Consider the following 18836-nt stretch of genomic DNA (forward strand, 5'->3'; position numbering starts at 1 on the left):
GCGAGGGGCAGGACTACAGCGGCGACGAGATGAACGGGGTCGTGCTCGTGGGAATACCCTACGCGAGGCCCACGCCGAGGGTTCAGGCCCAGATAAGATACTTTGAGAGGAAGTTCCCGGGGAAGGGACGATACTATGGGTACTACCTCCCCGCCCACAGGAAGCTCGTCCAGGCCGCGGGAAGGGTTCACCGCTCCGCAGAGGAGAAGGGGTCCATAATAGTTCTCGACTACCGCCTCCTCTGGAGCTCGATAAAGAAGGACCTGCCGGACTGGATGCGCGAAAGCATGAGGCCCGTTGACCGGGCGAGGATGAGGCTCTACCTGAGGAGGTTCTGGGCCAGCGGGTGATGAACGAATGTTTATTCTGGCGTCCGGAGGACGCCTTGTTGGGAGTGAAACCCCGCAGGACTGTAATTGTGGAATAAACCCGTAGCAAAATCGCCTGTTTTAACGTGCACGAACTATAAAACCTGCCTCATAAACAGTCAGAACCTTTTGATGAAACTTTGCGGCGCAAAGTTTCAATGGTGCCGGGGCGGGGCTTTGAACCCCGGACCTCTCGGTTTCTCAGGCTCCCCCGAAGGGGAGCGGCCCTATGAGCCGAGCGCTCTGACCAGGCTAAGCTACCCCGGCACTGCCCGAGCGCCCGGGTTATACCTTCAGGAGGGCATTTTTAAATCTTTCGATGGGCACGAATCCGGTGCTTCTCTGTCGGGGAGTTGTTTATAAGCACCTTACCCGAGTCAGTTTCATGATGAGAAGAGTCCCCACGGCAATTGTCATCGCGTTAATGGTCATCGTTGCCGGCTGCCTCTCGGCCACTCCAGCGACCGAAACGCCCGGAAGTACGGAGCACCCACCCACGACTTCGGGAGTTTCGGCCTCATCGACCCCAACGTCGAGCACCACGCCCCCTGCGACCTGGACGAATCCCCTCGTGAAGTGGGAGAACACGACGGTATCCCTTCCGGCAAGTGACGCTGAACTGAACTGTCCGGGGATACTCTGGCGCTACATCCTCAGGGACGCCCTCCCCTGCATGCTGAGCAGAGAAGAGCTTGAGGTCATATCGCCCCTCGCGGAGGAGCTCAAGGGCGAAGACCTGACCCAGAGCGCCTGGAACGTTCTCGCCTGGGAAGGGGGGTGGCTGAGCTACGACTGGGAGAAGGCCAAGCAGCCCTTCGCCAAGGTAATAATATACCCCGACGGGCGGCAGGAGGTCGTCGAAGGACAGAACAACACGATTCAGACCCCCTACGAGACGATAATGAAGAGAACAGGGATATGCACCGACTACACCGTTCTCACTGATGCCCTGCTCCTGGCCATGAACTACTCGCCGGTCTACGCGATGGCCATAAACCTAACCGACCTGGGGCACGCGACGGCCTTAGTAAAGATAAACGGCTGGTACTTCGCCCTCGACCAGCACCTTCCGCCCATGGACCTGGGCGCCTACTACCGCTACTGGGAGCGGCAGGGGAGCGGGATAATCAACGCCACGCTCTACGAGATAACACCGGGGGAGGAGAGGGCCAACGTGAAGGTTCTCGGCGTCGTCACCGGGAAGGAGTTCCTGAACCAGGACTACACCATGGGCGAGGGGGACGCGAGGAACCTCGCGGTCTCGATGATGAACCTGCTCTACGAGGGGTTTGGCCTGAAGGCCGACGAATCCCTGGCCAGTCTCTCCGACGGGAAGCTCCCAAGGGGGTACAGAGCCGGCTGGACGTGGGGGGTGACCTACTACAACCTGGCCGACTACTACCATCCCTTCTTCCACGAACAGTACGCCGAGTGGCTGTTATCCCAGATGCTCTCGGACGGGGAATTCGCGGGCTACGTCCAGAAGAGCGACGCGGTCTGGATAAAGGTTAGGATAGAGGGCGAGGATCTCGTCCTCACCATCTACCTCGGGAGTTCTTAGAATAGCGGGAGTTCCTTCTCCCGTTTCTCCTGTAAGCGTTCGGGCGGCCGTGCTCGTACCTCTCGCGGTACTCCCTCGGAATCTCCTCGCTGAGCTCGGACTTCCGTATCTCGACGCCCGCCTGCTGGGCGATGTAGCGCAGCCTCCTGAACTCGCCGGGCATTATGAAGGTTATCGCCTTGCCCCTCTTGCCCATCCTGCCGGTTCTGCCTATCCTGTGGACGTAGTCTTCAGCTGTCATGGGAATGGAGTAGTTTACGATGTGGCTTATGTCCCGGACGTCCAAGCCGCGCGCGGCGACATCGGTTGCCACGAGAATCCGCGTTCGCTTTGTTTTGAAGCGCCGGAAGGTTCTCTCGCGAGCGGCCTGACTCATGTCGCCGTTGAGTGGCTCAGCGCTGTAGCCAGCCCTCCTGAGCTTCTCGCTCAGCTCCCGGGTTTCCCTCTTTGTGGCACAGAAGACTATGCCGTAGAAGTCGTCGCTGAGGATCTTCTTCAGGACCGTGAACTTCCTCGCGGGGACGACCTCTATGTACTCCTGATCCACCATCTCGGGCACGAGCTCATCGCTGCTGACGCTTATCACCTCATAGTCTCCCATGTAACGCCTCGCGAGCTTTCTAATCTCCGGGGGCATCGTCGCCGAGAACATCAGCACCCTCTTTCTCCTCGGCGTCTCCCTGAAAATCGCCTCTATGTCGTCTATGAAGCCCATGTCGAGCATCCTGTCTGCCTCATCGAGGATGAAGAACTTAACGCCGCTTAAATCAAGAGTGCCCCGCCTTATGTGGTCGAGAACCCTGCCGGGGGTTCCAACGACAACATGGATGCCCCGCTCAAGCGCCCTTATCTGCGGCCCTATCGGCTGGCCGCCGTAGACCGCGTAGACATAAACCCTCTTTCTCCCGCGGAGGCTCTTGATCTCGTCCGCCACCTGGAGTGCCAATTCCCTTGTCGGGGTGAGGATTATCGCCTGAACGGTCTTTATCTTCGGGTCAATGGCCTCGATTATGGGGAGTGCAAATGCCGCTGTTTTTCCCGTCCCCGTCTGGGACTGGCCGATTATATCCACATCGCCCGATAGAAGACGCGGAATGACCTCCCTCTGGATGTCCGTTGGGGTCTCAAAACCCTTCTGCCTGACTGCCACTAACGTGGCCTCGGATAAGCCTAAGCTTTCAAAACTCATTTTCCTAACTCCTATACGTTACTCAAACGCATCCCTTCTCAAACGGAACGCGTCGAGAAGAAACGCGGTCTGGCGGGCCGGGGGGGATTCGAACCCCCGACCACGGGATTAAGAGTCCCGCGCTCTAACCATGCTGAGCTACCGGCCCTCAACCCGAACTCATAGACGGGAGGTTGCTTTATAAATTTTTTGGTCAGAGGCCGGAAAGGGGGCAGGGAAAACTTTATAAAGCCTCTCCGAGCGTTATACTTTGGCAACGCGGGGGTTGCCGAGCCTGGTCAAAGGCGCGGGATTGAGGGTCCCGTCCCGTAGGGGTTCCGGGGTTCAAATCCCCGCCCCCGCACCAGAAAACTTTTCTTGCCCCGGATCATCACAGGAACCTCAAAATTTCACGGCACCGCTTTTGGCGCATGACGATGAAAATATTAAAAACGACCTGCTCAGGGGAGGAGCTACCATTCGTAGCCGTACATCCTCGCCATCAGGTGCCTCTTGATCCTCCGGCCGTAGTAGTAGCCTATGGCCATTCCAACGAGCAGTCCGCCCAGGTGGGCGTAGACGTTGACGCTCGGCAACAGGCTGTTTATCAGGAAGAGCACGAAGGCGTTTATCAGCGCGGCCTGCATGTTCCCTCCGACGACGCCGGTTATGAGTATCAGCGCCCCAACTATGCCGAAGAGCGAGCCGCTCGCGCCGGCGCTGACCGAGTTGGCAGGCAGCAGGAAGAGCGTCAGCAGGTTTCCTGCCAAACCCGAGACGAGATAGACCATGACGAGCCGCTTCGGCCCGAGGATTCCCTCAAGCTGCCTGCCCATCATCAGGAGAAAGTACATGTTGAAGCCTATGTGGAGTATGCCCACGTGCACGAACATCGCGCTGATCAGCTGCCACCACCAGCCGTAGTTGAGGACGGCGTAGTTCCACTGACCGAGCCTTGCCAGGACTTCGATACTTATGCTGAACGGGTTTCCGCTGAGTATTGACTCCAAGGCGTAGACCGAGACGTTTATCAGAAAGAGGGTAAAGGTCGCCTTTCCGTAGCGGTGGAAGTAACCCTCAAGGCTCATTTTCCAGCTCCTCCAGAATCATGTCGAGCAGGTAGCGGTCGTTGACGGCTATGACGTTCGTCTTGGTGGTCGCATCGAGCCTCAGCTCCAGCTCCCTTCCGCCTTCGTCGGTGACTATCGCCCCGGCTTCCCTGGCTATGAGCACCCCGGCAGCTATGTCAGTCGTCCTCACGTAGTTCCTTATGTCCAAGACGCCGTCGAGGGCCCCCTTGGCGAGGTACGTCAGCTCGACCGCTATGGCCCCGAGAACCCGGACCCGCTTGACCCTCTCTATTAGGCCCAGACACCTGCCGCGCGTGTAGAAGCTCAGAGCTTCCTTCCCACGTTCGGGTTTTCTGACCCTTATGGGCCTTCCGTCCATGTAGGCACCTTCCTCCGGAAGGGCCTCGTAAAACGTCCTTCTGACGAACTCGTATATCGCACCGTAGACGGGTTTGTTCCTCCTGAAGACCGCAAAGCTGAAGGCAAATATCGGTATCCCCGCGGCGAAGTTGTAGGAGCCGTCTATCGGGTCAACGACGACCGTGTAGTCGCTCCCGTTGTCTATGAAGCCTATTTCCTCGCTGACGACGTTAACGCCCAATGGCTGAAGCCTGCTCAGAACAACGTCCTCAGCCACCTTGTCAACGTACTTGGTAACGTCCCCGCTGACGTTCTCTCCTATCGCCTCCCCGGCCTTTGCAGTGCCGAAGAGGGGCATTACTTCCTTCTCAACCTCCCTCGCCATTTCGAGGGCAACCTCGTTCCATGGAATCTCCATATCAACCACCCATAAGCATTATCAGCAGATTTCTCGTTCCCGGCCCAAAGCCGAGAATGAACATCGTAAGCTTCACGAAGTTTATCAAATCCGGATCCTCGTCCTCCATGACATTATCCAGTATCCACACGATAGGCAGCAGTATCAGAAACTTCTCGGCGTATATAACCATCGGCGTCCCGAATGTGTCCATCAGCCACCTCGCGAGGACGTGCTGCTCCCAGAAGCCGAGGAACTGGATTCCAACGAACGTCGTTGTAGCGTCGTAGAAGTGGGTGTAGAAGAGGAGCGAGTTGTCCTTAACGAGGGCGAGCTTCTTCGAGACGAGCCATATGAAAGCCTCGGCTATTATCAGAGCCGGAATGAAGTACTTGAAGACCTCTGGGTTGAAGTCAACCTTTCCTAAGTTTATGACCAGGACAAAGACGAGCCCGCCTAGCAGAACCCACCCGAAGTCCCGGTAGAGGGGGTAGAGCGTCTCGCCCTGGCAGTGCCTCCAGACAACGTAGAGGGAGGCTATTGCAAAGGTAGCTATGACAAAGTAGCCGCCGGGGCTGACAGTCAGGTATGTTCGGGGCAGAATCCCGACGTCCGTCATGCTCCTCATCAGCGGGCCAAGGATTATGTACGGAATGAGCGCCTTGAAGAAGCGGTCGTCGACCTTTATCCCCATCCGCTTGAGCATCTTGTAGAGGAGTATCACGGCTATACCCAGGATTACAGCGTAAACAACCGTGTTCACCGGGTTGTAACCCTGGTTCTCCTGTATCGGCCTGATGAAGTACTCGTAAAAGAACTCGTAGAGCCCCATTCTACCACCATAGACCGTTGTTCCGATAGCCTTAAAGCTTTTCCCACCCATAGTTATTAGGACGGTGGTTGAGATGCATCTGATGCAGCTGCCCAGAGAGGTGCTGTTGGGCGAAAATCTGAGGGGAGAGGCCGTTAATGTCGCGAAGAGGCTCGGTCTGGGCGAGAGGGCCCTAGTTCTCTATGGGCCGAAGACTAAAGAGATAGCCGGAAAGGATATTGAGAAGAGCCTCCGGGAGTCGTTCGATGTGAGCGCGCTGGTGATCAGGGAGGCCAGCATGGAAGAGGTTGAGCGAACCCTCGCTAAAATTAGGGATGGTAACGCTGACTGGCTCATAGCAGTTGGCGGGGGGAGCATCATAGACGTCGCCAAGCTCGCCTCGTTTAAAGCCGGGGTTCCCTTCATAAGCTTCCCGACAACGGCCTCACACGACGGAATAGCGAGCGCAAATGCATCCATCAGAGACCTCGGAACCAAGACGTCCGTCAAGGCCGTGCCGCCCGTGGCGGTGATAGCCGACGTCAGGGTCATCAAGACCGCCCCCTACCGCTACTTGGCCGCCGGAGTGGGGGACATGATAAGCAACCTGACGGCGGTGAAGGACTGGCAGCTGGCCCACAGGATAAAGGGCGAGTACTACAGCGAGTACGCGGCCTCGCTGAGCCTGATGAGCGCCAAGATGGTGATAAAGAACGCAGACATAATACGCCTCGGCAACGAGGAGAGCGTGAGAAAGGTGGTGAAGGGCCTCATCTCGTGCGGCGTGGCCATGAGTATAGCGGGCTCTTCGAGGCCTGCAAGCGGTGCAGAGCATCTTTTCAGCCACGCGCTCGATGCCATAGCGCCGAAACCGGCCCTGCACGGCGAGCAAGTCGGCGTTGGGACGATAATAATGGCCTACCTCCACGGCCTCAGGTGGGAAAAAATTAGGGAAACCTTAAAGAAGGTCGGAGCGCCAACTAACGCATACGAGCTTGGGATCGACCCGGAGTATATAATCGAGGCGTTGACGATCGCCCATACGATACGGCCCGAGAGGTACACGATCCTAGGGAAGGACGGCCTCACACGAGAAGCCGCCGAAAAGGCCGCTAAAATCACCGGAGTCATCTGAGGATCATCACTCACTACGGAGGTGTTTGGAATGGCAATAATCACGTTAGTTGGGGAAAAGCTGGCAAGACCTGGAGTCGAATTCATATATTACGGCCCGGCAGAGCCGTGCAAGACGTGCAAGCTCGCAGGAGTTTGCGTCGGAAACCTCGAACCCGGCAGGAGGTATAAAATCCTCCGGGTAAGGAGCATGCCCTCCCACTCCTGTCCGCTTCACGAGGGCAAGGTTCGCGTCGTCGAGGTGGTCGAGCCGAGCGTTGAAGTTGCCATAGAGCCAAGGCTGGCCATAGCGGGCTCGGTGATTAAGCTCCACTTCGCGGAGTGTAGCGACAAGGAAAAGGCCGACCTGTTCCGGCAGGAGGGGCTCTTTGACGGCGACAGCGTAAAAATAATAGAAGTCCTCGGCGACGTTGAGTGCGACGGCAAGACCTACAAGGTCGTTAAGGTCATGCGCAGGAAGGACTAACCCTCTCTTTCCACTTTTGTGAATGCAACCAGCTCTTCTCCCCCCGTTCTCATCCTGTACGCGCGCATCTTCCCGTCAAGGAAGTCCCTGATTGCCATAAGGGTTCTCTCGCGCCTAATCAGAAGCTCCCGGGCTTCATCTACGCTCACTGCCTCGAACCTCAGCCTCTCGCCCGGCCGGCTCTGTGCGACGATGGGGAGATCCACCGTCGAAACGACGGCTATCTTCGCGTAACCGCCGGTCGTCTGGGCATCGCGGAGCATCACTATTGGCTTTCCGCTGGCGGGAACCTGAACCGCACCGGTCGGTATGGCGTCGGTCACTATCCCAGCCCCCTTCTCCGAGTGCTCGATGGCTCTCCCATCGAGTCGGTAGCCCATCCTGTCGGACTCGGGAGTCACGGTATAGGACTCGCTCAGGAAGGTCTCAATCCCACCCCCGGTGAAGTGGTCGAGATTCGGCCCGAGAACGACGCGAACGGTCTTTTCGCTGGAGGAATAGTCGGGACGCAGGGGCTCGGGCAGGGATCTGCCCTCCTTCCCAGTCAGTACTGCGTATCCCACAGCCAGTCTGTCGCCGGCCCTCAGCGGCCTTCCGAGGTTCGCCTTCGGATAGGTCGAGCAGCTCCCGAGGAGCGGCTTGCACTTAATGCCACCGGCGAAGGCTATGTAGCCGTAGAGCCCTCCCTTCAAAGTACCGACCTCAAGGACATCCCCCCTCTTCGCCCAGTGGCTCGTCCAGGATTCTACGGGCACACCGTTGAGCCTCACCTCAGCGTCTCCGGCAACGGCAAAGACGCAGGAAGCGTTGAACCTTACCGTCGGCCCGGCGAGGAGGAACTCAAGAACCGGCGCGTCCGCGGGATTGCCAACGAGATAATTTGCCAGCCTTGCACTCATGTCATCCATCGCTCCGGCGACGGGGATTCCCAGCTTTCTGTAGCCGAAGCGGCCGGAATCCTGAACGGTGAGCAGTGATGGCACTTTGAGGAGCTCAATCACTCCCTTCCCCCCATTCGGTTCTATAGATTTCCACGAATTCTTCCCCGTCAATCGGGACGAACTTGACCCTGTCCCCAGGCTGGAGCAACGTTGGTTGCTCTTTTAATGGATTGAACAGCCTCAGAGGAGTCCTGCCGATGAGCCTCCAGCCGCCTGGGCTTTCAAGGGGGTATATACCCGTCTGTTTTCCCGCTATCCCCACAGAGCCGGCGGGAACCTTCAGGCGGGGCTTTTCGAGTCTCGGTACGGCAATCCTCTCATCCATGCCGCCGAGGTAGGCGAAGCCAGGGAGAAACCCCAAGAAGTAGACGAGGTAGGTCGGTCTGGAATGTATCTCGATGACGTCGTCGACGCTCAGGCCGCTGTGTTCTGCCACGAAGTCTATATCCGGGCCGTACTGACCGCCGTAAACGACGGGAACTTTGACGAGCCTGCCATCAAAGGTCCCCGTCTCCACGTTCAGTAGCGGCTTTATCGAGGCTTCGACCGCAGTATATGAGGCCTTTAGCGGGTCATAGATCACCAGGAGGGACGAATAGGCCGGAACAGCCTCAACCAGCCACTCGAAGCCGACCTTCTCTATTTCTCTTGCTATGGAATGAATCCTGCCGTTTATTTTCTCGTCTATGACCTCACCGAAGGAGACGAGAAGGGCAGAGTCGCCGGCGGGTTTTATCGTCGGCCGCATGTTCTCACCGCACCACCACCTTCATCGGGGCAACCTTCACTCCCGCTTCCTCAAGGACTTTCCTTATGCGGGCCGCGATTTGAACCGCCCTCGGGTTGTCGCCGTGGACGCAGATGGTGTCAGCTCTCAGCTCGACCCACTCCCCGTTTATCGCCCTAACACCACCGTCCTTGACCATGGAGACCACTCGCTCGGCTATCGCCCCTTCCTCGTGGATTACAGCTCCCGGCTTCGAGCGCGGGACGAGCGTTCCGTCAGGGTTGTATGCCCTGTCCGCGAAAACCTCGTGGGCGACCTTAACCCCCATCTCTTCGGCTATTTCTGCCGGCCTTGAGCCGGAGAGTGCCACGAATATCAGGTTCCTATCGAAGTCCGCTATCCCCTCGATGACGGCCCTCGCGAGCTCTTCTTCCTTTACAAGCGCGTTGTAGAGCGCGCCGTGGGGCTTGACGTGCTGGAGTTCGAGGCCTTCCACCCTGGCGAAGGCGTACAGGGCTCCAATCTGGTAGAGTATGTAGTTCCTCGCCTCTTCAGGGGTGAGCCTCATGTAGCGTCTTCCAAAGCCGAGAAGGTCGGGGTAACCTGGATGCGCCCCGACGGCAACTCCCTTCTCCTTCGCGAGCCTCACAGTCCCTCTCATTACGAGCGGGTCGCCGGCGTGCCAGCCGGTCGCGACGTTGGCACTCGTGATGTGGTTCATGACCTCCTCGTCGAGGCCCAGCTTGTACCTCCCGAAGCTCTCGCCCAGATCGGAGTTGAGGTCAACCTTCATCCGCACCACCGGCTTCATTTCGACGGAAATCTAAAAAAGGGTTTCTCCGAGTTTAGGCCATGAAGGTCCAGGTTATCGATGCGGCCGTCTTTATTCAGGGGTTCGATGTCGAGGGCGTTACGACGCCGAAGGTCGTTGATGAGGTGAAAGACCCTGAGTCGAGGCTTTTTCTGGAGGGATTGATAAGCGCAGGAAAGGTGAGGGTTCTGTCCCCATCCCTGGAGAGCATTGAAGCCGTGATGAAAGCGGCTAGGAAGACCGGTGAGTTAAGCGAACTCAGCGAGGCAGACGTTGAGATTCTTGCCTTAGCGTACGAGCTCAGGGGAGTCCTCTTCACCGACGACTACAATCTCCAGAACATAGCGAAGATCCTTGGAATAGAGTTCAGAACCCTCAAGAAGGGAATTAAGCGGGTAATACGCTGGAACTACGTCTGCATCGGCTGCGGGAAGCGTTTCTCAGAGATGCCGCCGGAGGGAACCTGCCCGGACTGCGGCAGTCCTGTGAGGCTGATTCCAAAGAGAAGACGAAAAAGGAGAACAAGAAAAAGTTAGCTTTCTGGAGTTTCCCTATCGTTGGGACAAATTCCAGTACGCGGATTGCATCCGGGGTTCGATAACGGGAGCACCGTAACGTCCGCATACATCGAGCTGAGCCAGTACTCGTTTCCGCTGTACTCAAAGCGAACCGGGCTCTTGTAAAAGGTACCAGAAACTTCTCTGTATCTGTGTTTGAGTCCCACTGTAATCCCCACCAAGGCATACTCCGAGCGGTATTTGGTCACCCCAACACCAGCGGAAAGCAGTATTGGATAGACATCGGTTCCCAGAGGACCGTTGAGCCTTGGAAGCACCGGCGCGGCGACGCTGAAGAGCGGTAGCGTAGAGACGCTCTGTGAAACTTCGAGGTTATTGACCTCAATGAAGTCTTTTGACTTAACGGCAAAACCCGGCTTCCAGTAGCGCTCTATGTAGTACATGGCTCTTCTGAACATCCCACCGTACCTAGATGGTGCCCCCTCTTCCTTACCCCATACCGGAATCAGCTTCCCATTCCTGATTTCGGGCTGGGCCATCACAACGTACATAGTGGTTTTGAGAGGGATCTTTCCACGGTAGAGCCTGTACTTAGCTAGGGCAATGTCACCCTTTATTCCGATTCCGACCACGGTAGGCCTCCTTATGTCCTCTCCCCTAATTCTCACCACTTTATTAAGCCACAGGCGTGTTCCTTTGAGAGTGTACACCATTCCGGCTATCTGGGCCTCGTAGTTTGCCCCTGTACCGCTCCGGTCAACCGCCGCAACTGCCGAGAAACCTATCTCCACGCCTAAAACCCTGGACGACTGGAACTGCTCCCTTAGATATACATCATCAATCTCGCCCACGTCGCCGTTTAAGAAGGCAGCGGCGAGGGGTATTACCGTGTTGTCCTCCGTGTCGTAAACCTCCTCAAGCACCCAGTCAAAGCACACCGAAGTCCCGTAGGGGCCGGGATAGCACTCCTCCGGGAAAGAACCCGGTGGGAAAGACTTGGCTCCAGTGGTCTTTCCAGTGGTTGCACTAGCTTCAAGAGGTTTTAGCTGCTTATGCTCTTTGGAGGAGAACAGGGGGCGGAAGTCATTGGCAATCGAAACCCTGAAGCTTCTCCGCTTTAGAACTTCTTCAAGATTTAGAGGTACACCTTTTACAAAATATCCAAGCTTACTCTTCCCATGGCTCGTGCCGAGGAGAACCACTCCAGGATTCACAAGGGACGGGTCTGTTCCGGTTTTTTTGAGGTGTTCCTCCCAGGTTTGAAGGTATCTCTCAATCCGCTTGTAGTCCAGCATAATCGAACCCCTGCCTGCGTAGGTGCCGAGGTCAACCGGCGTGCCGTTTGGGAGCATACCAAGGACGGTAACCGTGTTCACGCCTTTGCTCGAAATGAGGACCTTAGCTTCCGGCTTTTTGAACGGCAGGGTTCGGTAGTATGCAACCTTGACCTCCTCATAGTCGCTCGCCTCAACCGGCGTGCTGAAAATTGCCCAAAAGACCGGCAATATTACCAGCAAACTGAGACCCAATACAACAATTTTCTTACGTCTCACTTACACCACCAACATAAGTAAACAACTTGCAGTATAAAAAAACTTTCGGTTGGTTAACTGTAGGGATGGAAGCTACAAAAATGCCCGAGTATTCACGCCCCGGACGGGCTCGGCGCTCATAGGGTACGTCACAACCGCAGAGCGGTTCAGCCCGTCTTGGAATCGTCACTGCCCGTCCGGGACGGCGTCAGGGCCAGTCCTCGTCATCACGGCGCTCGGTGCAATTCGCTGTCATCATCCGCGGTTCAACCTTGGAGGTAGTAGGATATAAGCTTTCTCAGTTCGGGGTTGCGCTCCGGCTTAAGACCCAAGAAGCGCTTGAGCTGGCTGTTCTCAGCCACTAAGCCGGAGAGCTCGATGGCGAGTATCTTGTTGTCCTCGCTCAGGCCGTAGGCCTTGAAACGGAGCGGAGCGTACTCCCTCTCCAGCTCCCATGTCTTTTCCTCAAGCTCTTTTGCTTTCCTCTCAAGCTCCTCAAGGTTTCCCCTCGGCTCACGGAACTCGCCGGTCAGGGCTATCTCGATTATCCTCTCAACGGGGACTCCGTATCTCTCGCTGAGGCTTTTGAGTTCTCCCCATAGTCCCTCGCTTAGCTCAACTTCAATCTTTCCGAAGCCCTTTTCGGGCTTAATGATGAGTTTCATGCCTCTTCCTCCAAGAGTTTTTTCATGAGCGACAGAAAGTCTTTCGCGATGTTGATTGCCTCTTCAACCTCTTCTGCATCAGGCTCATAGACTATGTCATACTGGTCCTCGTGTCTCAACTCTCTCATCCTGTCCAAGAGTTCAACCCAACGTTCTTCCAGCTTTCCGCTTTTAACGTAGAATTCCTCTAAGTAACGGGCTATGCAGTAGTGGCTCTTCTCACGCCAGCCGTCGCGAAAGAGAATCGCCCTGGCGGCGTGGAACATGGCCATGTATGACGCCATAAGGGACGTCCGGTATGAACCATAGGCGAGGTTCCTCCTCGCCTCTTCAAGCCACTCTTCAGCGCGTTTAATGCTCAGCCATCCTTTCTCCTCGGATGGGGGAACCCTTCTTAGCAGGTTTCGGTCGATACATCCCTCGAATCCGTTCAAGTTCCTCCCCCCATATCACCATCGAGCCGTATGCGAGCGAGTAATAGAAGACCGGATCGCTGGCTCTAAGTTTTTTGACTCTCTCCGGTGTGAGGACAAGGAGGTTGACCTCCCTGCCGGTTGCTTTTTCTATCTCCCTCTTTAGGGAAGCCGATCTGGCTATGCTCGGCCTTTCAACGAAGACCCAAACATCAAGGTCACTTTCGGGAGTGTTTTCTCCGGTCGCAAAGCTCCCATATATCCCAAGGGCCATAACCCACCCATCTTTCAGGGGTTCCAGCTTTTTGGATAGGGTTATGAAGTTGATGAACCTTTTAAGCTCGCGGGTCTTGGGAACGTTTAGTATCCTGAAACCTCTGCCGGACTTCTCGGCTATGCCGTAATTCACAAGAAGGTGGAGAGTTTTGGAAACGAGTCCTTTGCTCAGATCCGTTGCCCTAGCGGTTTCTTCAACACCTACCCTATGGCGCTCAAGTGCGTACCTGAGAATCCTGATTCTCTCGGGAGTTGATATCAGCTCATGCATGTTACCAGCTCTCGTTCATGATTTATGAACTTTTCGTTCACACTCCATGAAAGATTTGTTCACGATCCGTGAACTTTCTCAAGCTCTCTCCTTTTCTCCTCGACCTTCGCCCTCAGGGCGGTGTTTTCCTTTCTGAGCCTCCCCCTTTCCGCCATCATGAACTCCTTGTCCCTCAGGGCTTTCTCGTAGAACTCCCTGAGCTCCTCTATCTCCCCCTCCATCTCCATGAGCTTCTCCTCAAGCTTGGCTGTCCTCTCCAGCAGAACCTCCTCGCGCTCGGCCTTCAGGGTATCCTCTACCCTTGGAAGGCTCTCGTGGAGGAGGGAGGCAATATCCTTACCCCGAAGGGCTTTGAACTTTTCCCTGGGCAGGACAATCCTGATTTTGTTCATCTCTTCCTCCTCTCCATCTCGGTCTTTCTGTCGTAGCAGAGGATGTAAAAGGCCAGAAGCCCCTTCCACTCCCCGTAGGGTTCAATGACCTCGCGGACGTCCTTCTCCCTGACTTCCTTCACCCGCTTTCCAAAAATCTTCGCTATCCCCCTCCTGAGCCCGAGGTCTCCGGCCGGATAGACGTTCTTTCTGAGCCCATAGGCCAGAAAGAGCTCGGCACTCCACTTTCCTATTCCCCGAAACCTCGTGAGGTATTTGATGGAGTCCTCGACCTCCCTGTCCCAGAGTTCGAGGTCGAGGTTTTTGGCAAGGTACAGCTCCGTCAGGGACTTTATGTAGCCCGCCCTATAACCGAGCTTGGTACTTTTTAGCTCCTCTTCACTCAAAGACGCTATCTTCTCAGGGGTGGGGAACGCGTGTAAATCCTCAACCTGCCTGCCCGCGAGCCTCACAAGGTTCGCTATCGTCCTCTGGGCAAATTCAAAGTTCACCTGCTGCTGGGCTATTACCTCCACCAGCGCTTGGTAGGGATTCGGGGCGGCGGGTATGGTCAGGCCCCTGAACTCCTCGGCGAGGAATGCGAAGGGGGAATCACTTATCTCGGCGTAAAAGGGATCCAGATCCGTATCGAGGCCGAGGACAAAGGACAGCTTTTCCTTCGCGAACTTCCGTTCTCCCCTGCCCCATGAGTCCGGAAAGATGAAGTCCTCCCCATCGTAGCCGGCGATACCGCTCTCAAAAGCCTGGTAGAAAACCCCGCCTTCGAACTTCCACGTTCCGTTGCGTATCATCTCGTGCACGGTCTTACTCAGGTCAATCTCAGCCATCGGTCGAGCTTAACGGGGTTCTCCCTTATATCCTTTAGGGTCGAGACGTAGAGCCTCTTCCCATCAATGGAGCGTTTGATCTGGAGTTCTCCCTTTTCTTCGAGGAAGCGGAGGGCGTCCTTTACATCCTCCGCGCGGACATCAAAGTTCTTTTTGAGGAACTCCCAGTACGGCTCGTGGCTGGAATATCTGGCGGCCTCCCTCACGAGCTTCCATGCCCGCCCAACCTTTTCACCGCCCCTGGCAACCCGGTAGAGCTTGGCGAGGGTCTTCAAACTCATATTAAGAGATTGATGCCCAAGATATAAATCACTTTTGGAGAACAGGCAAAAGATTTAAACCATTCAGTAGTATTATTATCAGGCGGTAGTGATGAGACTGAAGATTGCCCTGGTTGCCCTGCTGATGCTTGCCCTGCTCCTTCCGAGCGTCCATGCCCAGAACAACGTGGTCTATGTGGCCAAGGTTGACGGCATGATTACCGGCTACACCGTTGACCAGTTCGACAGGTACATCAGCGAAGCGGAGAAGAACAACGCAGAGGCAATAATAATTGAGCTCAACACCCCCGGTGGCCGCGCCGATGCGATGCAGGCCATCGTCACGAGAATCCAGAACGCCAAGGTCCCGGTTATAATCTACGTCTACCCATCTGGCGGAATGGCCGCCTCGGCCGGGACGTACATAGCCCTCAGCTCGCACCTGATAGCGATGAGCCCCGGCACGGTGATAGGGGCATGCAGACCGATACTCGGCTACGGCCAGAACGGGAGCATAGTGGAGGCACCGCCAAAGATAACGAACTTCTACATAGCTTACCTCCGAGAGCTTGCGAAAATGAGCGGCAGGAACGAAACCCTGGCAGAGGAGTTCATAACACAGGACAGAAGCGTGACCCCAGAGGAGGCCCTGAAATACGGCGTTATCGAGGTCATCGCGACGAACGTTGACGAGCTCCTCCAGAAGGCCGACGGAATGGAGACCAAAATTCCCGTGGCGGGGAAGGGGAGAGTAACCCTGCACCTAAAGGATGCGGAGGTCGTGTACATCGAGCCTTCCTTCAGGGACACCGTCGTTAAGTACATAACCGACCCAACGATAGCGTACATCCTCCTCAACATCGGCTTTATCGGGCTCATATTCGGCTTTCTCACGCCCGGCTGGCACGTCCCTGAGACAATAGGAGCCATAATGCTAGTTCTCGGCCTAATAGGCCTCGGATACTTTGGATACAGCAGCGCGGCATTAATACTCATCGTCCTGGCCATGATATTCTTCATCGCCGAGGCGCTGACGCCGACATTTGGTCTGTTCACCGTGGCGGGCGTCATAACGTTCATACTGGGTGGAATCATGCTCTTCAGCGGAAACGGGGGTGAATACCTGGTGACCGGCGAAACGTACTCGATACTCAGAATAGCCATCATCGTCACCGCGGTACTCCTTGGACTGTTCTTCCTCTTCGGCGCGGCGACCGTGGTCAAGGCACACAGGAAGAAACCTGAAGCGGGCAGGGAAGAGCTTGTGGGTCAGGTCGGCAAGGTCGTTGAGGAGCTTGATCCCGAGGGGGTCGTCAAGCTCCACGGAGAGCTGTGGAAAGCGGAAAGCAGAGATGGTAGCAGAATCCCGGTCGGGGATAGGATCAGGGTTGTTGAAGTCAGAGGGCTCACCCTTATAGTTGAAAGAGTTGAAGAAAGGAAGGAGGGAGTGTGAATGGCCATAGCGGCTAGCACCATAGTACTGGCCATTGTTTTGTTGTTTGTGTTGATTATACTGGCAAGCGCCATAAAGATAGTCAAGGAATACGAGAGGGCAGTGATATTCCGCCTTGGAAGGATAGTCGGGGCCAGGGGACCAGGACTGTTCTTCATAATCCCGATATTCGAAAAGGCAGTGATAGTTGACCTGCGTACAAGGGTTCTCGACGTTCCGGTTCAGGAGACCATAACCAAGGACAACGTTCCCGTCAGGGTAAATGCGGTCGTCTACTTCCGCGTCATAGACCCGGTCAAGGCCGTCACACAGGTCAGCAACTACATAATGGCGACAAGCCAGATAGCCCAGACGACGCTGAGGAGCGTTATCGGTCAGGCGCACCTCGACGAACTGCTGAGCGAGAGGGAGAAGCTCAACCTCCAGCTCCAGAAGATAATCGACGAGGCCACAGATCCGTGGGGAATAAAAGTCACCACCGTCGAGATAAAGGACGTTGAGCTTCCGAGCGGAATGCAGAGGGCGATGGCAAGGCAGGCAGAGGCAGAGCGTGAGAGGCGTGCAAGGATACTCCTGGCAGAGGCCGAGCGCCAGGCCGCCGAGAAGCTCCGCGACGCGGCAGAGATAGTGTCCCAGCATCCAATGGCACTCCAGCTCAGGACGCTCCAGACCATAAGCGACGTCGCCAGCGACAAGAGCAACGTCATCGTCCTCACGCTGCCAATGGAGATGCTGAAGCTTTTCAGGAGTCTTGCCGACACCGCGGAGGTCGCCAGAGTAAAACTTGAGAAAGAAATCCAGGATGAAGCCGAAAGGGAAGCCAAGGATGAAGCCAAGCAAGAGTAAAGCGTGAATGGCGTTTCTTCCATTTTTTCTTTTCTCTCTCTGGATGAACCGCAAAAAATAAAAGCATTGCCTGCATACTTCATACACACAAAAGCAGTACTCCGGATAAAATTAAAAAAGTTCAGAAACGCTTTATAGGAAAGGGCGGTCACCGCTCATACCGGGGGTGTTAACTTTGGAAGGTCGCTCAATTGTTTTTGCATCGGGAAAAGGTGGAACGGGTAAAACAACGACTGTTGCCAATCTGGGTGTTGCCCTGGCCCAGTTTGGAAAGGAGGTCATCCTGCTGGATGCCGATATAACCATGGCAAATCTCAGCCTTGTTCTCGGTATGGAGGATATACCAATAACGCTCCACGATGTTCTGGCAGGGGAGGCCGATCTCAAGGATGCAATCTACGAGGGTCCCGCCGGGGTCAAGGTAATTCCCGGTGGATTGAGCCTTGAGAAGATCAAAAAGGCCAAGCCAGAGAGACTCAGGCAGTTGATCAGGGAAATCGGACAGATGGCTGACTTTGTTCTCATCGATGCCCCGGCCGGCCTTGAGATGACATCAGTTACGGCGCTCCTCATTGGCAAGGAGCTGATAATCGTCACCAACCCGGAGATCTCGGCCATTACGGACTCTCTCAAGACCAAGCTCATAGCGGAAAAGCTCGGAACCCTCCCGCTTGGAGCCATACTCAACAGGGTCACAAATGAGAAGACCGAGCTGACCCAGGAGGAGATAGAGGCCATCCTGGAAGTGCCGGTTCTCGCCATGATACCCGAAGACCCGGAGGTCAAGCGCGCCTCCGCCTATGGTGTGCCGCTCGTCATCAAGAACCCGACCAGCCCGGCGGCCATAGCGATCAAGCAGCTCGCAGCCAAGCTCGCAGGAATTAGGTGGCAGGCACCCGAGCCAGAGAGCCCGATAAAGAGGGTGTTCAAAGCGCTGTTTGGAGGGAAGAGGTAATGGCCGAGGCACTGCTCTACGGGATAGTGGTCATCCTCATCGTGCTCAACATCGTCCTCCTCATGCTCTACTACTCGGCCAAGAGCAACCCGTACTACGTTGTTTACGACGAAGAAACCAAGAGCGCCCTCAAGAGGCGTGTCACCAGCCTCAAGGAGGACCTTGAGAGCGAGCTCGTTGACTTCGACGTAGAAGAGTGGGAGAAAACCCTTGAGGAGTCCATAGACGAGGAAGTCAGGAACCTCTGAGCTTTTCTAATCCTTTTGTTATTAAACATTTCTGTAGCGTTAAACTTTAAAAGGCCTTCTACATTAACCCTAATCTGGAGGTGGGGCGCTATGAAGGTTAGGCTCGGCTATCCGGACAGGATAGTCGAGGTGGATAACAAGGTTGTTCGGGTTTTTAAAGGGAGACTCGTAAGCGCCCCCCTCAGTGAGGTTATCAGGTACTACATCAGAGGAGAGGGACTACTCCCCCCGGCTGTGAGGGAGGTGGTGCCAGACATCGTGAGGGCTCTTCTGAGCACCGGCGAACTCCATGCAGACGTGCTGACCGTTGCTGAGTATGGACACGGCATCAGCAGCTGATTCTTTTTACATTTCTCTGCCAAGCTC

At 55.7% G+C, this 18836-nt stretch carries 24 protein-coding genes and 3 tRNA genes; 11 read left to right on the top strand and 16 right to left on the bottom strand.

The features are described from left to right. Window positions 1-350, top strand: a 350-nt coding sequence (locus F7C11_RS04275; RefSeq protein WP_297091304.1) for a helicase C-terminal domain-containing protein, incomplete at its 5' end; no start/stop codon positions are given. Window positions 351-527: 177 nt separating this feature from the next. Here F7C11_RS04275 and F7C11_RS04280 read toward each other — a convergent pair. After that, window positions 528-635, bottom strand: a tRNA-Met gene (locus F7C11_RS04280). 118 nt (window positions 636-753) lie between these two features. Here F7C11_RS04280 and F7C11_RS04285 point away from each other — a divergent pair. Further along, complete coding sequence (locus tag F7C11_RS04285) at window positions 754-1929, top strand: transglutaminase-like domain-containing protein (RefSeq protein WP_297091306.1); 1176 nt, start codon at window positions 754-756, stop codon at window positions 1927-1929. Here the strand turns inward: F7C11_RS04285 and F7C11_RS04290 are convergent. Next, window positions 1904-3118, bottom strand: a complete 1215-nt coding sequence (locus tag F7C11_RS04290) for a DEAD/DEAH box helicase (protein ID WP_297091308.1) — start codon at window positions 3116-3118, stop codon at window positions 1904-1906. The genes F7C11_RS04285 and F7C11_RS04290 overlap by 26 nt on opposite strands. A gap of 70 nt (window positions 3119-3188) precedes the next feature. Next, window positions 3189-3266 (bottom strand) — tRNA-Lys (locus tag F7C11_RS04295). A gap of 110 nt (window positions 3267-3376) precedes the next feature. On the opposite strand from F7C11_RS04295, the gene F7C11_RS04300 reads away from it, so the two are divergent. Beyond that, a tRNA-Leu gene (locus F7C11_RS04300) sits at window positions 3377-3464 on the top strand. A gap of 106 nt (window positions 3465-3570) precedes the next feature. Here F7C11_RS04300 and F7C11_RS04305 read toward each other — a convergent pair. Genes F7C11_RS04305 through F7C11_RS04315 form a run of 3 tightly spaced genes read right to left on the bottom strand, consistent with a single transcriptional unit; the run spans window position 3571 to window position 5756 of the window. Further along, the gene (locus tag F7C11_RS04305) at window positions 3571-4185 is read right to left on the bottom strand and encodes a rhomboid family intramembrane serine protease (protein ID WP_297091310.1); all 615 of its coding nucleotides are present in this window, start codon (window positions 4183-4185) and stop codon (window positions 3571-3573) included. Next, window positions 4175-4945: a bifunctional fructose-bisphosphatase/inositol-phosphate phosphatase gene (locus F7C11_RS04310; protein WP_297091312.1), complete on the bottom strand. Its 771-nt coding sequence runs from the start codon at window positions 4943-4945 to the stop codon at window positions 4175-4177. Before F7C11_RS04310 ends, F7C11_RS04305 begins: the two co-directional genes overlap by 11 nt. Before the next feature lies 1 nt (window position 4946). Continuing rightward, on the bottom strand, window positions 4947-5756 hold the full coding sequence (locus F7C11_RS04315; RefSeq protein ID WP_297091313.1) for a DUF63 family protein: 810 nt from the start codon (window positions 5754-5756) through the stop codon (window positions 4947-4949). 73 nt (window positions 5757-5829) lie between these two features. Here F7C11_RS04315 and F7C11_RS04320 point away from each other — a divergent pair, with 73 nt between their 5' ends. Together F7C11_RS04320 and F7C11_RS04325 are read left to right on the top strand one after the other, a co-directional pair. Then, window positions 5830-6870 (top strand): NAD(P)-dependent glycerol-1-phosphate dehydrogenase, encoded by a 1041-nt coding sequence (locus F7C11_RS04320; RefSeq protein ID WP_297091315.1) that lies wholly within the window; start codon window positions 5830-5832, stop codon window positions 6868-6870. Between the two features lie 30 nt (window positions 6871-6900). Then, entirely contained in the window at window positions 6901-7335 is a 435-nt protein-coding gene (locus F7C11_RS04325; RefSeq protein WP_297091317.1) for a UPF0179 family protein, read from the top strand. Here F7C11_RS04325 and F7C11_RS04330 read toward each other — a convergent pair. The 3 genes from F7C11_RS04330 to F7C11_RS04340 are packed head-to-tail and all read right to left on the bottom strand — an operon-like array spanning window position 7332 to window position 9796. Next, the gene (locus F7C11_RS04330) at window positions 7332-8336 is read right to left on the bottom strand and encodes a biotin-dependent carboxyltransferase family protein (protein WP_297091319.1); all 1005 of its coding nucleotides are present in this window, start codon (window positions 8334-8336) and stop codon (window positions 7332-7334) included. The two genes, F7C11_RS04325 and F7C11_RS04330, sit on opposite strands and share 4 nt — an antisense overlap. Then, window positions 8329-9024 (bottom strand): 5-oxoprolinase subunit PxpB, encoded by a 696-nt coding sequence (pxpB, locus tag F7C11_RS04335; RefSeq protein WP_297091321.1) that lies wholly within the window; start codon window positions 9022-9024, stop codon window positions 8329-8331. Before pxpB ends, F7C11_RS04330 begins: the two co-directional genes overlap by 8 nt. A gap of 4 nt (window positions 9025-9028) precedes the next feature. Further along, window positions 9029-9796 carry a LamB/YcsF family protein gene (locus F7C11_RS04340; RefSeq protein ID WP_297091369.1) on the bottom strand — a complete coding sequence of 256 codons (768 nt, stop codon included), beginning with the start codon at window positions 9794-9796 and terminating at the stop codon, window positions 9029-9031. Window positions 9797-9855: 59 nt separating this feature from the next. Here F7C11_RS04340 and F7C11_RS04345 point away from each other — a divergent pair, with 59 nt between their 5' ends. Beyond that, on the top strand, window positions 9856-10350 hold the full coding sequence (locus tag F7C11_RS04345) for a type II toxin-antitoxin system VapC family toxin (RefSeq protein WP_297091323.1): 495 nt from the start codon (window positions 9856-9858) through the stop codon (window positions 10348-10350). On the opposite strand, the gene F7C11_RS04350 is transcribed toward F7C11_RS04345, so the two are convergent. From F7C11_RS04350 to F7C11_RS04380, 7 genes are all read right to left on the bottom strand, one after another. Beyond that, the gene (locus tag F7C11_RS04350) at window positions 10347-11885 is read right to left on the bottom strand and encodes a protein cytosolic protein (protein ID WP_297091325.1); all 1539 of its coding nucleotides are present in this window, start codon (window positions 11883-11885) and stop codon (window positions 10347-10349) included. The genes F7C11_RS04345 and F7C11_RS04350 overlap by 4 nt on opposite strands. 245 nt (window positions 11886-12130) lie before the next feature. Then, window positions 12131-12529, bottom strand: a complete 399-nt coding sequence (locus tag F7C11_RS04355) for a hypothetical protein (protein WP_297091327.1) — start codon at window positions 12527-12529, stop codon at window positions 12131-12133. Continuing rightward, window positions 12526-12963 (bottom strand): HEPN domain-containing protein, encoded by a 438-nt coding sequence (locus F7C11_RS04360; protein ID WP_297091328.1) that lies wholly within the window; start codon window positions 12961-12963, stop codon window positions 12526-12528. Before F7C11_RS04360 ends, F7C11_RS04355 begins: the two co-directional genes overlap by 4 nt. Further along, window positions 12881-13489, bottom strand: a complete 609-nt coding sequence (locus tag F7C11_RS04365) for a nucleotidyltransferase domain-containing protein (RefSeq protein ID WP_297091331.1) — start codon at window positions 13487-13489, stop codon at window positions 12881-12883. The genes F7C11_RS04360 and F7C11_RS04365 overlap by 83 nt, the downstream gene beginning before the upstream one ends. A 59-nt stretch (window positions 13490-13548) precedes the next feature. Continuing rightward, the gene (locus F7C11_RS04370; protein ID WP_297091333.1) at window positions 13549-13881 is read right to left on the bottom strand and encodes a hypothetical protein; all 333 of its coding nucleotides are present in this window, start codon (window positions 13879-13881) and stop codon (window positions 13549-13551) included. After that, on the bottom strand, window positions 13878-14708 hold the full coding sequence (locus F7C11_RS04375; RefSeq protein WP_297091335.1) for a DNA-3-methyladenine glycosylase: 831 nt from the start codon (window positions 14706-14708) through the stop codon (window positions 13878-13880). The genes F7C11_RS04370 and F7C11_RS04375 overlap by 4 nt, the downstream gene beginning before the upstream one ends. Beyond that, window positions 14690-14989, bottom strand: coding sequence for a hypothetical protein (locus F7C11_RS04380; protein WP_297091337.1), 300 nt, complete (start codon window positions 14987-14989; stop codon window positions 14690-14692). Before F7C11_RS04380 ends, F7C11_RS04375 begins: the two co-directional genes overlap by 19 nt. 91 nt (window positions 14990-15080) lie before the next feature. Here F7C11_RS04380 and F7C11_RS04385 point away from each other — a divergent pair, with 91 nt between their 5' ends. From F7C11_RS04385 to F7C11_RS04405, 5 genes are all read left to right on the top strand, one after another. Then, the gene (locus F7C11_RS04385) at window positions 15081-16421 is read left to right on the top strand and encodes a nodulation protein NfeD (protein WP_297091339.1); all 1341 of its coding nucleotides are present in this window, start codon (window positions 15081-15083) and stop codon (window positions 16419-16421) included. Further along, the gene (locus F7C11_RS04390) at window positions 16422-17267 is read left to right on the top strand and encodes a slipin family protein (protein ID WP_297091341.1); all 846 of its coding nucleotides are present in this window, start codon (window positions 16422-16424) and stop codon (window positions 17265-17267) included. It begins immediately after the preceding gene. A gap of 175 nt (window positions 17268-17442) precedes the next feature. Continuing rightward, window positions 17443-18222, top strand: coding sequence for a cell division ATPase MinD (gene minD, locus F7C11_RS04395; protein ID WP_167729742.1), 780 nt, complete (start codon window positions 17443-17445; stop codon window positions 18220-18222). Then, window positions 18222-18470 carry a hypothetical protein gene (locus tag F7C11_RS04400; RefSeq protein WP_297091344.1) on the top strand — a complete coding sequence of 83 codons (249 nt, stop codon included), beginning with the start codon at window positions 18222-18224 and terminating at the stop codon, window positions 18468-18470. The genes minD and F7C11_RS04400 overlap by 1 nt, the downstream gene beginning before the upstream one ends. 90 nt (window positions 18471-18560) lie before the next feature. Further along, on the top strand, window positions 18561-18809 hold the full coding sequence (locus F7C11_RS04405; protein ID WP_297091345.1) for a hypothetical protein: 249 nt from the start codon (window positions 18561-18563) through the stop codon (window positions 18807-18809). Window positions 18810-18836 lie beyond the last annotated feature (27 nt).

The sequence above is a fragment of the Thermococcus sp. genome (assembly GCF_015521605.1).
Lineage (GTDB): Archaea > Methanobacteriota_B > Thermococci > Thermococcales > Thermococcaceae > Thermococcus.